Origin of the sequence: Streptomyces sp. DSM 15324, from assembly GCF_001514285.1 — a bacterium.
GTDB lineage: Bacteria > Actinomycetota > Actinomycetes > Streptomycetales > Streptomycetaceae > Streptomyces.
Window position 1 is genome coordinate 944,752 of record NZ_KQ949024.1, and the last position, 13,694, is coordinate 958,445.

General features: G+C 70.1%; 5 protein-coding genes and 1 tRNA gene. 1 reads left to right on the forward strand and 5 read right to left on the reverse strand.

What is annotated here, in order from left to right:
• Positions 1 to 240 precede the first annotated feature (240 nt).
• The 3 genes from AQJ58_RS10270 to AQJ58_RS10280 all read right to left on the reverse strand — a co-directional run bounded on the left by AQJ58_RS10270 (position 241) and on the right by AQJ58_RS10280 (position 9,580).
• Positions 241 to 2,955 carry a DNA translocase FtsK gene (locus AQJ58_RS10270; protein WP_067247599.1) on the reverse strand — a complete coding sequence of 905 codons (2,715 nt, stop codon included), beginning with the start codon at positions 2,953 to 2,955 and terminating at the stop codon, positions 241 to 243.
• A 224-nt stretch (positions 2,956 to 3,179) separates the two neighbouring features.
• Positions 3,180 to 3,863 carry a response regulator gene (locus AQJ58_RS10275; protein ID WP_067247601.1) on the reverse strand — a complete coding sequence of 228 codons (684 nt, stop codon included), beginning with the start codon at positions 3,861 to 3,863 and terminating at the stop codon, positions 3,180 to 3,182.
• Between the two features lie 272 nt (positions 3,864 to 4,135).
• The gene (locus AQJ58_RS10280) at positions 4,136 to 9,580 is read right to left on the reverse strand and encodes a HAMP domain-containing protein (protein WP_107122005.1); all 5,445 of its coding nucleotides are present in this window, start codon (positions 9,578 to 9,580) and stop codon (positions 4,136 to 4,138) included.
• Positions 9,581 to 9,967: 387 nt separating this feature from the next.
• On the opposite strand from AQJ58_RS10280, the gene AQJ58_RS10285 reads away from it, so the two are divergent.
• Positions 9,968 to 12,706, forward strand: coding sequence for a SpoIIE family protein phosphatase (locus AQJ58_RS10285; RefSeq protein ID WP_067247605.1), 2,739 nt, complete (start codon positions 9,968 to 9,970; stop codon positions 12,704 to 12,706).
• A gap of 58 nt (positions 12,707 to 12,764) precedes the next feature.
• Here AQJ58_RS10285 and AQJ58_RS10290 read toward each other — a convergent pair.
• Both AQJ58_RS10290 and AQJ58_RS10295 read right to left on the reverse strand, forming a co-directional pair.
• A tRNA-Thr gene (locus AQJ58_RS10290) sits at positions 12,765 to 12,837 on the reverse strand.
• Between the two features lie 88 nt (positions 12,838 to 12,925).
• Entirely contained in the window at positions 12,926 to 13,588 is a 663-nt protein-coding gene (locus AQJ58_RS10295; protein ID WP_067247608.1) for a DegT/DnrJ/EryC1/StrS family aminotransferase, read from the reverse strand.
• Positions 13,589 to 13,694: the final 106 nt, after the last annotated feature.

Below are 13,694 nucleotides of genomic sequence, written 5' to 3' on the forward strand. Positions count from 1 at the left end.
TGTAGCCACCTGTGCTGGAAGTTCAGTCTAGGGGGGGTGCCAAAGGGAGGGGCAACCGGACAGTACGACTTTGTACGCCATCGGAATGGCCGGTCACGCCGATGACGGCGGCCAGGCGCGACCCCCCGGTTGAAAGTCGTACCTGTCCTCTCGCTCAACTGGACGTACGCCGCAGGGAAACGGTTGCCCTGCGGTTTCTAACGGGTGAGTCACGGGCCCCCGGCGCCCTCGACGCCACGCCTACCCCGCGGACTCTCCCCGAATCACCGCGAGCACGCCGTCCAGTTCGTCGGGCTTCACGAGAACGTCACGGGCCTTCGAGCCCTCGCTCGGCCCGACGATGTTCCGCGACTCCATGAGGTCCATCAGTCGGCCCGCCTTGGCGAAGCCGACGCGCAGCTTGCGCTGGAGCATCGAGGTCGAGCCGAACTGGGTGGTGACGACCAGTTCGGCCGCCTGGCACAGCAGGTCGAGGTCGTCGCCGATGTCCTCGTCGATCTCCTTCTTCTGCTTGCCGCCGACGGTGACGTCGTCCCGGAAGACGGGCGCCATCTGGTCCTTGCAGTGCTGGACGACGGCAGCGACCTCGGCCTCGGTCACGAAGGCGCCCTGCATACGCGTCGGCTTGTTGGCGCCCATCGGCAGGAAGAGCCCGTCGCCCTTGCCGATCAGCTTCTCGGCGCCCGGCTGATCGAGGATGACCCGCGAGTCGGCGAGCGAGGAGGTGGCGAAGGCGAGCCGGGAGGGCACGTTCGCCTTGATCAGACCGGTGACGACGTCGACCGAGGGCCGCTGGGTGGCGAGCACCAGGTGGATGCCGGCCGCGCGCGCGAGCTGGGTGATCCGCACGATCGCGTCCTCGACGTCCCGCGGGGCGACCATCATCAGGTCGGCCAGCTCGTCCACGATCACCAGCAGGTACGGGTACGGCTGGAGCTCGCGCTCGCTGCCCTCGGGCGGCTTGACCTTGCCGTTCCTTATGGCCTCGTTGAAGTCGTCGATGTGCCGGAAGCCGTACGCGGCGAGGTCGTCGTAGCGCAGGTCCATCTCGCGCACGACCCACTGGAGCGCCTCGGCGGCCCGCTTCGGGTTGGTGATGATCGGCGTGATCAGGTGCGGGATGCCCTCGTACGCGGTCAGCTCCACGCGCTTGGGGTCGACGAGGACCATCCGCACGTCCTCGGGGGTCGCGCGGACCATGACCGAGGTGATCAGGCAGTTGATGCACGACGACTTGCCGGAACCGGTGGCTCCGGCGACCAGGATGTGCGGCATCTTCGCCAGGTTGGCCATGACGTAGCCGCCCTCGACGTCCTTGCCGAGCGCCACCAGCATCGGGTGGTCGTCCTCGGCCGCGTCGGCGAGCCGCAGCACGTCCCCGAGGTTGACCATCTCCCGGTCGGTGTTGGGGATCTCGATGCCGACCGCCGACTTGCCGGGGATCGGGCTGATGATCCGTACGTCCGGGCTGGCGACGGCGTACGCGATGTTCTTGGTGAGGGCGGTGATCCGCTCGACCTTCACGGCGGGGCCGAGCTCGACCTCGTAGCGGGTGACCGTCGGGCCGCGGGTGAAGCCGGTGACGGCGGCGTCGACCTTGAACTCGGTGAAGACGTTCGTCAGCGAGGCGACGACGGCGTCGTTGGCCGCGCTGCGCGCCTTGCCGGGGCCGCCGCGCTCCAGGAGGTCCAGGGAGGGCAGCGCGTACGTGATGTCGCCGGAGAGCTGGAGCTGTTCGGCGCGCGGCGGCAGGTCGCGGATCTCCTGCGGAGGCGCCTTGGTCAGATCGGGGACGGCCCCGCCCTTGAGCATCTCCTGCTTCGGCCGCGCGGCCGGGACCGGCGTCGGCGCGGTCGCCTCGCGGTCGCCGCTGCGGACGCCCTGGGTGAGGTCGGCGACGAGCGGGGACGGCGGCAGGCCGTGCATCACGACCCCGTCGAGATCGGCCGCGGCGGCCGCGGCGATGTCCACGGCGTCCGGCTCCCGGTCCATCGCGGGCTGCGGCACGGCCGAGCGCCGGGGCCGGCCGCGGCGCTCGGAGAGCGCCTCCTGCTCGGCGCCGTCGGGGTCGTACGCCCGGGGTCCGCCGGAGCGCCGACGGGGGCGTGCGTCCAGCCCTTCGCGCCACTGCTCGTCGTAGCGCGCGTCGTCGTCGGAGAGTCCGTCCTCCGCGTGGGGGTCGTCCAGCACGCCGAGGCGCACGGCGAGCTGCCGCAGCCGCTGCGGGATCGCGTTGACCGGGGTGGCCGTGACCACCAGCAGCCCGAACACCGTGAGCAGCACGAGCAGCGGTACGGCGAGCACCTCGCCCATGGTGTACGTCAGCGGGGTCGCCGCGCCCCAGCCGATGAGGCCGCCCGCGTCCCGTATCGCCTGCATGCCGTCGCTGCGGGCGGGCGAGCCGCAGGCGATGTGGACCTGGCCGAGGACGCCGATGACGAGCGCGGACAGGCCGATCACGATGCGGCCGTTGGCGTCGGGCTGCTCGGGGTGACGGATGAAGCGCACGGCGATGACCGCGAGCAGGATCGGCACGAGCAGGTCCAGCCTGCCGAAGGAGCCGGTGACGAGGATCTCGACCAGATCGCCGACGGGGCCCTTCAGGTCGGCCCAGGTGCCCGCCGCGACGATCAGCGCCATGCCGAGCAGCAGCAGGGCCACGCCGTCCTTGCGGTGGGCGGGGTCGAGGTTCTTCGCGCCGTTCCCTATCCCCCGGAACACCGCGCCGACGGCGTGCGCCAGGCCCAGCCAGAGGGCGCGCACGAGCCGGTAGATGCCCCCGGTGGGGCTGGGCGCCGGCTTGGGCGCCGGCGCCGCCTTCCTGGCCGGGGCCTTCTTGGCGGGCGCCTTCTTGGCCGGGGCCTTTTTCGCGGCGGCCTTCTTCGCCGGGGCCTTCGCGGGAGCAGCGGCCTTCTTGGCGGGCTGCTTCTTCGCTGCGGAGGGACGTGAGGCCATGGGTGTGAGGTTACCGGGGGAGACGACAGCGGACACGTGTGCCCACTGCTTCACCCGTTCGTGTCGGCCTCGCACAGTCGCGGAACTGACGCGGCCGGGCGGGTGGGACCGTGAGCGGGCGCATCCGCCCCCTGACGGCGGGGAACTGACCGCCGCTCACACCCGACTGCTCCCGCCCCTCGGCTCAGTTCCGCGACGACCGCGCCCGGTCCGCTGACGACGGCTCAGGTCTGCGACGGCAGCGAGGCGGCGCCGTTGCCCGTGCCCGGCTCCAGCGCGTCCAGGGCGCGGCGCAGGCCGGTGAGTTTGCGCTCCAGATGAGCCGCCGTGGCCACCGCGGCGGCGTCCGCCGACTCGTCGTCGAGCTGTTTGGACAGCGCCTCCGCCTGCTCCTCGACGGCCGCGAGCCGTGCGGACAGCTCGGCCAGCAGCCCGGCCGGCTCCTTGGCGCCGCCCGCCGCGGCCTTGCCGCCGCCCTCCAACTGGAGCCGCAGCAGCGCCGCCTGCTCCCTCAGCTGGCAGTTCTTCATGTACAGCTCGACGAACACCGAGACCTTCGCGCGCAGCACCCACGGGTCGAACGGCTTGGAGATGTAGTCCACCGCTCCGGCCGCATATCCCCGGAAGGTGTGATGCGGGCCGTGGTTGATCGCCGTGAGGAAGATGATCGGGATGTCCCTGGTGCGTTCTCGCCGCTTGATGTGCGCGGCTGTTTCGAAACCGTCCATTCCCGGCATCTGGACGTCCAGCAGAATGACCGCGAAGTCGTCCGTCAGCAGTGCTTTGAGCGCCTCTTCCCCGGACGATGCCCGCACCAGCGTCTGATCGAGCGCCGAGAGGATCGCCTCCAGCGCCAGCAGATTCTCCGGCCGGTCATCGACCAGGAGGATCTTGGCCTTCTGCACCATGGCCCGCCCTCCTCGCCCCGGCAGTGCACCGGGCGCCGCCCCTGGGGACGACTCCTTTGCGCCGCCCTTCCTTGTGCCGGTCATGGTAGCCGCACCCCGACCGTCGCCACACCCTGTCACCGTGATGTCACTGTGCACGTAGCAGGAACGCGGCAGAAGACCAGAAGGTTCCCCGATCCGGACCCCGCCATGCACCTCGGCGCGCCCCGGGTCGGCGACTTCTCACGCCATCCGTCGCGTCCCGTCACCTCCCGCCGCACCCGCCGATCCGGTCACACCCCGCGCATCCACTGCTCCATCACCGACAGCAGGTGATCGGGATCGACCGGCTTCGTGACATAGTCGGAAGCACCCGACTCGATCGCCTTCTCCCGGTCGCCCTTCATCGCCTTCGCCGTCAGCGCGATGATCGGCAGCCCCGAGAACTGCGGCATCCGCCGGACCGCCGTCGTCGTCGCGTAGCCGTCCATCTCGGGCATCATGATGTCCATCAGGACGACGGCCACATCGTCGTGCTGCTCCAGGACCTCGATGCCCTCACGGCCGTTCTCCGCGTACAGCACCGACAGACCGTGCTGCTCCAGGACGCTGGTCAGCGCGAACACATTGCGGATGTCGTCGTCGACGATCAGCACCTTCTCGCCGCCGAAACGGATGACCCGCTGCCCCTGCGGGGCCGGCCACTGCGCCGCCTCACCGACCTGCTCGCCGCCGTTCGCCGACCGCCGCCGACGCCTGAACAGCGCGGCCGCGCCGTTCTGCGTCTCCTGGTACGACTTCACCTCGGCCGGCGTCACGATCTCCGCCTCGCGCAGCCCCGGCAGCTCGACCGCCCCGTTCTCCGAGGCCACCAGCTCACCGGCCTCCAGCGCGGGCACGATCTGCTGGTAGCCCTGCGGCGGCAGCTCGCTGGGGTGCAGCGGCAGATACAGCGTGAACGTCGACCCACGCCCCGGCTCGCTCTGCGCGTGGATCTCACCACCGAGCAGCTGCGCGATCTCCCGCGAGATCGACAGCCCCAGCCCCGTACCGCCGTACTTGCGGCTGGTCGTGCCGTCCGCCTGCTTGAACGCCTCGAAGATCACCCGCATCTTGCTCGCCGCGATCCCGATCCCCGTGTCGGTCACCGAGAACGCGATCAACGGCGCGTCCGGATCCGTCAGCGAACCGGCCTCCAGCAACTGCTCCCGGATCGCCACCGGCACATCGGGCCCGGCCGGCCGGATCACCAGCTCCACCGACCCGGAGTCGGTGAACTTCACCGCGTTGGACAGCAGGTTGCGCAGCACCTGCAACAGCCGCTGCTCGTCCGTGTGCAGCGTGGCCGGCAGCTCCGGCGACACCCGCACGGACAGATCCAGGCCCTTCTCCGCGGTCAGCGGCCGGAAGGTCGCCTCCACGTAGTCCACCAGCTGCACCAACGCGATCCGCGTCGGCGAGACGTCCATCTTGCCCGCCTCGACCTTCGACAGGTCCAGGATGTCGTTGATCAGCTGGAGCAGATCGGAACCCGCCCCGTGGATCGTCTCGGCGAACTCGACCTGCTTGGGCGAGAGGTTGCCCTCCGCGTTGTCGGCGAGCAGCTTCGCCAGGATCAGCAGCGAGTTCAGCGGCGTACGCAGCTCGTGCGACATGTTCGCGAGGAACTCGCTCTTGTAGCGCATCGACACCGCGAGCTGCTCGGCACGCTCCTCCAGGACCTGCCGCGCCTCCTCGATCTCGGTGTTCTTCACCTCGATGTCCCGGTTCTGCTGGGCCAGCAGCTCGGCCTTCTCCTCCAGTTCCGCGTTGGACGCCTGCAGGGCCTTCTGCCGCTGCTCCAACTCCACCGACCGCTCACGGAGTTGCTCGGTCAGCTCCTGCGACTGCTTCAGCAGCTGCTCCGTCTTGGTGTTGACGGAGATCGTGTTGACGCTGGTCGCGATCATCTCGGCGAGCTGGTTGAGGAAGTCCTTCTGGATCTGCGTGAACGGCGCGAAGGACGCCAGCTCGATCACCCCGAGCACCTTGCCCTCGAACAGCACCGGCAACACGATCACCTGCGCGGGCGGCGCCTCGCCGAGCCCGGAGGAGATCTTCAGATAGCCGCTCGGCGCGTTCTCCACCAGGATCGTGCGCTTCTCCTCGGCCGCCGTCCCCACAAGAGCCTCACCCGGCCGGAACGAGGTCGGCATCGACCCCATCGAATAGCCGTACGACCCCAGCATCCGCAGCTCGTACGGGTCCCCCGTGCCCTCCGGCGAGGGCATCGCCAGGAAGAACGCGCCGTGCTGCGCGGCCACCAGCGGCGGCAGCTCACTCATGATCAGCGAGGCCACGTCCTCCAGATCACGCCGCCCCTGCATGAGCGCCGACACGCGCGCGAGGTTGCCCTTCAGCCAGTCCTGCTCCTTGTTGGCGATCGTCGTGTCGCGCAGGTTGGCGATCATCTTGTTGATGTAGTCCTGGAGCTCCTGGATCTCACCGGCCGCGTCCACGTCCAGCTTCAGGTTCAGGTCGCCCCGCGTCACCGCGGTCGCCGCACGCGCGATCGCGCGCACCTGCCGGGTCAGGTTCCCGGCCATCTCGTTCACGGACTCCGTCAGGTCCCGCCAGGTCCCGTCCACGTCACGCACGCGTGCCTGACCGCCGAGCTGCCCCTCCGTACCCACCTCGCGGGCGACCCGGGTGACCTCCTCGGCAAACGACGACAGCTGGTCGACCATCGTGTTGATGGTCGTCTTCAGCTCCAGGATCTCCCCGCGCGCGTCGATGTCGATCTTCTTCGTCAGATCACCCTTGGCGATGGCCGTCGTGACCATGGCGATGTTGCGGACCTGACCGGTCAGGTTCGACGCCATGCCGTTCACGGAGTCGGTGAGGTCCTTCCACGTCCCCGCCACACCCGGCACGTGCGCCTGCCCGCCCAGGATGCCGTCCGTACCCACCTCACGGGCCACCTTGGTGACCTGCTCGGCGAACGAGCTCAGCGTCTTCACCATCGTGTTGATCGTGTCGGCGAGCTGCTGGACCTCGCCCCGCGCCTCGATCGTCACCGTCCGCGTCAGATCGCCGTTGGCGACCGCCGCCGCGACCTGGGAGATGTTGCGCACCTGCATGGTCAGGTTCTTGGCCATCAGGTTCACATTGCCGCTCAGGTCCTTCCAGATGCCCGTGATCCCCGGGACGTGCGCCTGACCGCCCAGGATGCCCTCGGTGCCCACCTCACGGGCCACCCGGGTCACCTGCTCGGCGAACGACGACAGCTGGTCCACCATCGTGTTCACGGTGGTGACCAGTTCGAGGATCTCACCCTTGGCGTCGACCGTGATCTTCTTCGACAGATCGCCCTTGGCGACCGCCGTCGTGACCTCGGCGATCTGACGCACCTGGATCGTCAGGTTGTTCGCCATGAAGTTCACCGACTGCGTGAGGTCCTTCCAGGTACCGGAGACCCCCTGCACCTCGGCCTGACCGCCGAGCTGCCCCTCCGTACCGACCTCACGGGCGACCCTGGTGACCTCCTGGGCGAAGGACGAGAGCTGGTCGACCATCGTGTTCAGGGTGTTCTTCAGCTCCAGGATCTCCCCGCGCGCGTCCACGGTGATCTTCTGGGACAGGTCACCGCGCGCCACCGCCGTGGCGACCTGCGCGATGTTGCGCACCTGGGCGGTGAGGTTGCCGGCCATGCCGTTCACCGAGTCGGTCAGGTCCCGCCACACACCGGCCACACCGGGCACCTGCGCCTGGCCGCCGAGCCGGCCCTCCGTCCCCACGTCCCGCGACACCCGCGTCACCTGGTCGGCGAACGCGGAGAGCTGGTCGACCATCGTGTTGATGGTGTTCTTCAGCTCCAGGATCTCCCCGCGCGCGTCCACGTCGATCTTCTGCGACAGGTCACCGCGCGCCACAGCCGTCGTCACCTGGGCGATCTGCCGCACCTGGGAGGTGAGGTTGCCGGCCATGAAGTTGACGGAGTCCGTCAGCTCCCGCCAGGTGCCCGACACACCGTCCACCCGCGCCTGACCGCCGAGCCGGCCCTCGGTGCCCACGTCCCGGGCCATCCGCGTCACCTGGTCCGCGAACGACGACAGCTGGTCCACCATCGTGTTCACGGTGTTCTTCAGCTGGAGCATCTCGCCGGAGACGTCGACGGTCACCTTCTGCGACAGATCGCCGTTGGCCACGGCCGTCGTCACCTGCGCGATGTTCCTCACCTGTCCGGTGAGGTTGCGGAATGCCGTGTTGACGGAATCCGTCAGGTCCTTCCACGTCCCCGCCGCACCCGGCACGTTCGCCTGGCCGCCCAGTTCACCCTCGACACCGACCTCCCGCGCCACACGCGTCACTTCGGCACCGAACGACGACAGCTGGTCCACCATCCCGTTGACGGTGTTCTTCAGCTCCAGCATCTCGCCGGCCACGTCCACGGTGACCTTCTGCGACAGATCACCGCTCGCCACGGCCGTCGTCACGGCCGCGATGTCCCTCACCTGAGTGGTGAGATTGCGGAACACCGTGTTGACCGAGTCCGTCAGGTCCTTCCACGTCCCCGCCGCACCCGGCACGTTCGCCTGGCCGCCGAGCTGGCCCGCGGCCCCCACCTCGTTGGCCACGCGCGTGACCTCGTCCGCGAAGATCCGCAGCGTCTCGGTCATCTGGTTGATCGTCTCGGCGAGCTGCGCGACCTCACCGCGCGCCGGCACGGTCACCTTCCGCGACAGATCACCGTTGGCGACCGCCGTCATCACCTCGGACACCCCGCGCACCTGGGCCGTCAGATTGCCGGCCATGGTGTTCACCGAATCGGTGAGTTCCTTCCACACGCCGTCGACGCCCGACACCCGCGCCTGACCGCCCAGCATGCCGTCGGTGCCCACCTCGCGCGCGACCCGGGTCACCTCGGACGAGAACGCGGAGAGCTGGTCCACCATCGTGTTGACGGTGTTCTTCAGCTCCAGCATCTCGCCCTCGACGTGAACCGTCACCTTCCGTGACAGATCACCCTTGGCCACCGCCGTCGTCACCAGCGCGATGTCCCGCACCTGGGCCGTCAGCCGCTCCGCCATCGTGTTGACGGACTCGGTCAGGTCCTTCCACGACCCGGACATGCCGCGCACCTGCGCCTGCCCGCCCAGCTTGCCCTCGGTGCCCACCTCGCTGGCCACCCGCGTGACCTCGTCGGTGAACGTCGACAGCTGATCGACCAGGTTGTTGACGGTCCGCCCGACCTTCAGGAACTCCCCGCGCAACGGCTGCCCCGCCACCCCCTCCGGCGTCTGCGTCCGCAGGTCCATCCGCGGCGACAGGTCACCCTCGGCCACCGCCGACAGCACCCGCCCCACCTCGGACACCGGCCGCACCAGATCGTCGACCAACGCGTTCGAGTGATCGATCGCCGCCGCCCACGAGCCCTCACACGCGCCCGTCTCCAGCCGCTCGGTCAGCTTGCCCTCACGGCCCACCATGCGACGTACGCGCGAAAGCTCACCCGTGAGATGGAGATTACGGTCCGCCACCTCGTTGAACACGGCCGCGATCTCCGACATCACGCCGTCGCCGGACACCGTGAGCCGCTTGCGGAAGTTCCCGTCCCGCATCGACACCAGGGCCGCCAGCAGCCGCTCCAGGGCCGCCGTGTCCACCGTGGTGGTGCCACCGCGCGGCGCGCGCCTGCTCAGGGACGGTCCGCCTTTCGCGCGCGCCTTAGTGCTCCGCGTCGCTGCGCCAGACTCCACTTGTCCCTCCCGCAGGGATTCGACCGTTACGCTGTGCTGGGGTGTTGCTACTCGACGTTGCGGTTACCGCAGGGTTCTCCACCCGATCCAACCAGGCGGACCCGGAGGGCTGCTGCCCCCTGTACTCAGAAGACACCCAGTCTGCCCGGACCTTCACAAGAAGCTTGCCCAGTGTTTCACCCTCTCCGAACCCGGCCATAACAGTTCGGCAGCTTCGCACATCGTCCGCACGCCCACAGGCGCCTCTTGAGACGGAAACACCGGTGACCGGCATCCGAACGGGCGGGGAAGGTAAGTAACCTTGCATGCGGCTGTCCAGCCACGCCGGTCCGTCCGGCCTGGGCGGTGGCACGAGGCACGAGCGGGCATCGGAGGGGCGGCCGCAACATGACCACCGGACTGATCCCGGGGGGACAGCCCCCGGACCCCCGGCCTTCCGGCCTGCGCCCGCCACAGCAGCGGCGCGACCAGGACGGCCAGGGATCCCCCCACGTCGACGACCGGACGAGGAGTTCCGTGATCACCGCGCGCGCGGCCGCCAGCTTCGAGCCCGTCGGGCGATCCGTCGCCACCGCCCGCTCGTTCGTCCGCGACACCCTCCAGGGCTGGGGCTTCGCCGACATCGTCGACGACGCCGTCGTCCTCACGAGCGAACTGGTGACGAACGCCGTCGTCCACGCGGGCACCCACGCCGACGTCCTGTGCCTGCGCTCCGAGGACGGCGTACGCATCGAGGTGGGCGACCGCTACCCGGAACGCGAGATCCCCCTCCAGGGCTCCCCCGCCACCATGGGCAGCCCCGACCGCGAGGGCGGCCGCGGCCTCCAGCTCTGCGCGGCCATCGCCACCCGCTGGGGCGTCGACTACACCTCCACCCACAAACAGGTCTGGTTCCAACTCGACCTCCCCGACCGCCCGGTGGGCACCCGCACCGCCGGACCGTCCCTCCCCGCCGACCTCCTGCCGCTCGCCGACAGCCGCGTCCGCGTCGCCGTCGTCCAGATCGACCGCGCCGGCGCCGTCTCCGCCTGGAACGAGGACGCGGAGGAACTCTTCGGCTACGCCGCCGACCAGGTCACCGGCAAGCCCCTCACCGACCTCGCCGCCTGGCCGCACACCCCCGGCACCGGCACCGGCATCGCCGAGGCCCTCCAGCTCTCCCGCTGGGAGGGCAGCTACGGCATCCGGGGCGCCTCCGGCCGCGTCACCCCGGTGTACGCCTCCCACCTCCGCGTCCGCGACACCGACGGCGAGCCCTCCACGGTCTGCCTCCTGGTCCGCGACCACGAACGCGCCGTACTGCAGACCCCTTCACGCCTGCCCGCCTCCGACTCCACCCCCACGGACGGCCAGAGCGCCGACCCCTTCGAGGTCTTCATCGGCTCCCCCGCCCCGGACGACCTCGACGGCCTCCTCCAGCGCACCGTGGAACGCGCCCGCGACATGCTCGACGGCGACTCCGCCTTCCTGCTCCTCGCCACCGACGACGAGACCGAGCTGGAGGTCCGCGCCTCCACCGGACTGCCCTCGGCCCGCCAGCGCTTCGCGCGCGTGCCCGTCGAGGCGGGCCCCGGCCGCTACGGCTCGGCCCGTATGCCGGCCGTCCACGAGGACCTCCTGGCCGTCCCCGGCGCCGTCCCCCTGCTGAACGGCACCGGCATGCGCTCGGTCGTCACCGTCCCCCTGAAGGTGGAGGGCCGCCTCACCGGCTCCCTGGGCGTCGCGGCGGAGGCACCGGGCCGCTACACCAACGAAGAGGCCCTGCGCCTGCAGTTCGCGGCCGACCGCATCGCCCTCGCCGTGGAGTCGGCGCGCCTCGGCGAGCTGGAACGGCTGCGCCGGGGCTCCCTCAGCTTCCTCGTCGAGGCCTCCGACCTCCTCGCCGGCACGCTCGACCGCGACCAGACCCTGGCCCTGATGGCCCAGATGACCGTCCCCACCCTGGCGACCTGGTGCGCGGTCTACACGATCGCCGACCAGGCCTCCGACCCGTACCTGTCCTACGTCCTGCACGAGGACGAGGAACTCATCGACGGCATCAAGTCGTTGCTCTCCAAGATCGCCCCGCCCGACCCGGTCCCGACCCCGGGCGCCCGCGTCTGGGCGGCCCCCGGCGAGGCCGCGCACGAGGCGGCCCTGCGCAGCTCGATGCGCAGCCTGGGACTGACCGGCGGCCCCACCCACCAGATGTCCTCCGGTATCGGCCCGACCCTCGCCACGGCCTCCGCGGTCGGCGGCGAGACGGTCGTCCTCCCCCTGGTCGCCCGCAACCGCGTCATCGGCATGCTGACCCTCGGCAAGCCCACCGACGAACACTTCCGCCAGGAGATCCTGGAACTGGCCGAGGACTTGAGCCGCCGAGCCGCCCTCGCCCTCGACAACGCCCGCCTCTACTCCGAGCGGACGGCCATCAGCCAGTCCCTCCAGCGCAGCCTGCTGCCCCCGGGCCTCCCCGACATCGGCGGTGTCGAGGTCGACGTCATCTACCGCGCGGCCGGCGAGGGCAACGAGGTCGGCGGCGACTTCTACGACGTCTTCCCGATCAGCGACGGCGCCTACGGCTTCGCCATCGGGGACGTCTGCGGCACGGGCCCGCACGCGGCCGCCGTGACCGGTCTGGCCCGTCACGCCCTGCGCCTGCTGGCCCGCGAGGGCCTCAGCGGCCCGGCGGTCCTGGAACGCCTCAACTCGGCCATCCTCGACGAGGGCGCCCGCAGCCGCTTCCTCACCCTCCTCTACGGCGAGATGCGCCCGCAGCCCGACGGCAGCGCGGAGCTGAAGGTGGTCTGCGCCGGACACCCCCTCCCGCTGCGGCTGCGCCAGGACGGCACGGTCGAGCCCGCAGCCGAGCCCCAGCCGCTCCTCGGTGTCATCGAGGACCTGGAGCTGTACGAGCAGACGGTGACCCTCGATCCGGGCGATGTCCTGCTCTGTGTCACGGACGGCGTCACCGAGCGCCGGGAGGGCACCCGCATGCTGGGCGACGACGGTCTCACCGACGTCCTGGCGACCTGTACGGGGCTTACGGCCGGCGCGGTCGCGGCCCGCGTCATGCGCGCGGTCGAACGCTTCGCCTCGGACGCCCCGTCCGACGACATGGCGATCCTGGCCATGCGGGTGGCGTGAAGGAAAGAGGGCAAAGGAAAAGCCCCCCGCCTTTTCGGGCGGGGGGCTTTCTCTGTTGAGCCCCCTAACGGAATCGAACCGTTGACCTTCTCCTTACCATGGAGACGCTCTGCCGACTGAGCTAAGGGGGCTGGTCACTTTTCGAGGTTTCCCTCGCGGCAACGAAATAGAGCATACCCCGAACTGGCCGGTGTTCCCAAACTCGTTCAGAAGGCAGTTTCAGAAGGCAGGCTGAAGCAGTCCGCCGAGCGCGTTGCACGCGGCCACGATGCGCTGCATATCCCGCTTCGTCAGGGAGCCGTCCACCGGCAGAGCCAGGGTCTCGTCCGCGGCCAGCTCGGTCTCCGGCAGCGCCACACAGCGCCGGAACTCGGGCAGTCGGTGCAGCGGCGTCTTCACAGGAACCCGGCAGTCAACTCCCTTTCCCCGCAGGGCCCGGGCGAAGGCGTCCCGGTCGGGCCGGCCGTTGCCGGGCACCCGCACGACGTACTGCTGGTAGGAGTGCCCGTCCCCGCCATCGGGTGTCCGCACACCCCGCAGCCGAGCGTCGAGGAAGGCGGCCCGCTCCCGCCGCCGCGCGATCTCGTCGTACGGCGCCTCGGACTCCGCCTGCTCCAGCACGAACAGCCCGTGCCGCTGCCCCACCCCGTGCAGCCGCGGCACATCGGCCGGCCGCCCGAAGCGGTGTACGACAACGACGGCCGCCGTGCGCGGAGTTACGACCGCTTCGACGGCGGCCGGGTCCAGGCAGTAGGTCACCGGATCCACGTCGGCGAACACGGGCAGCGCACCCGCGAGGGCGACGGCCCCGGCGACCTCGGCGTTCCCGAAGGCCGGCACGATGACCTCGTCACCGACTCCGACCCCTGCGGCCCTGAGCATTGCAGCAGTACCCATGCCGTGGATGCTGGGGGCGGAAGTTGAACTTCAAGTGAAGGCAAACAAAAAAGGGTTGGGCCCTGAACCGAAGTTCAGAACCCAACCCTTT

Bases quoted from the DNA above. Each gene is read 5' to 3' on its own strand.
- AQJ58_RS10285 (WP_067247605.1), top strand. From the start codon at position 9,968: ATGACCACCGGACTGATCCCGGGGGGACAGCCCCCGGACCCCCGGCCT.
- AQJ58_RS10275 (WP_067247601.1), bottom strand. From the start codon at position 3,863: ATGGTGCAGAAGGCCAAGATCCTCCTGGTCGATGACCGGCCGGAGAAT.
- AQJ58_RS10270 (WP_067247599.1), bottom strand. From the start codon at position 2,955: ATGGCCTCACGTCCCTCCGCAGCGAAGAAGCAGCCCGCCAAGAAGGCC.
- AQJ58_RS10295 (WP_067247608.1), bottom strand. From the start codon at position 13,588: ATGCTCAGGGCCGCAGGGGTCGGAGTCGGTGACGAGGTCATCGTGCCG.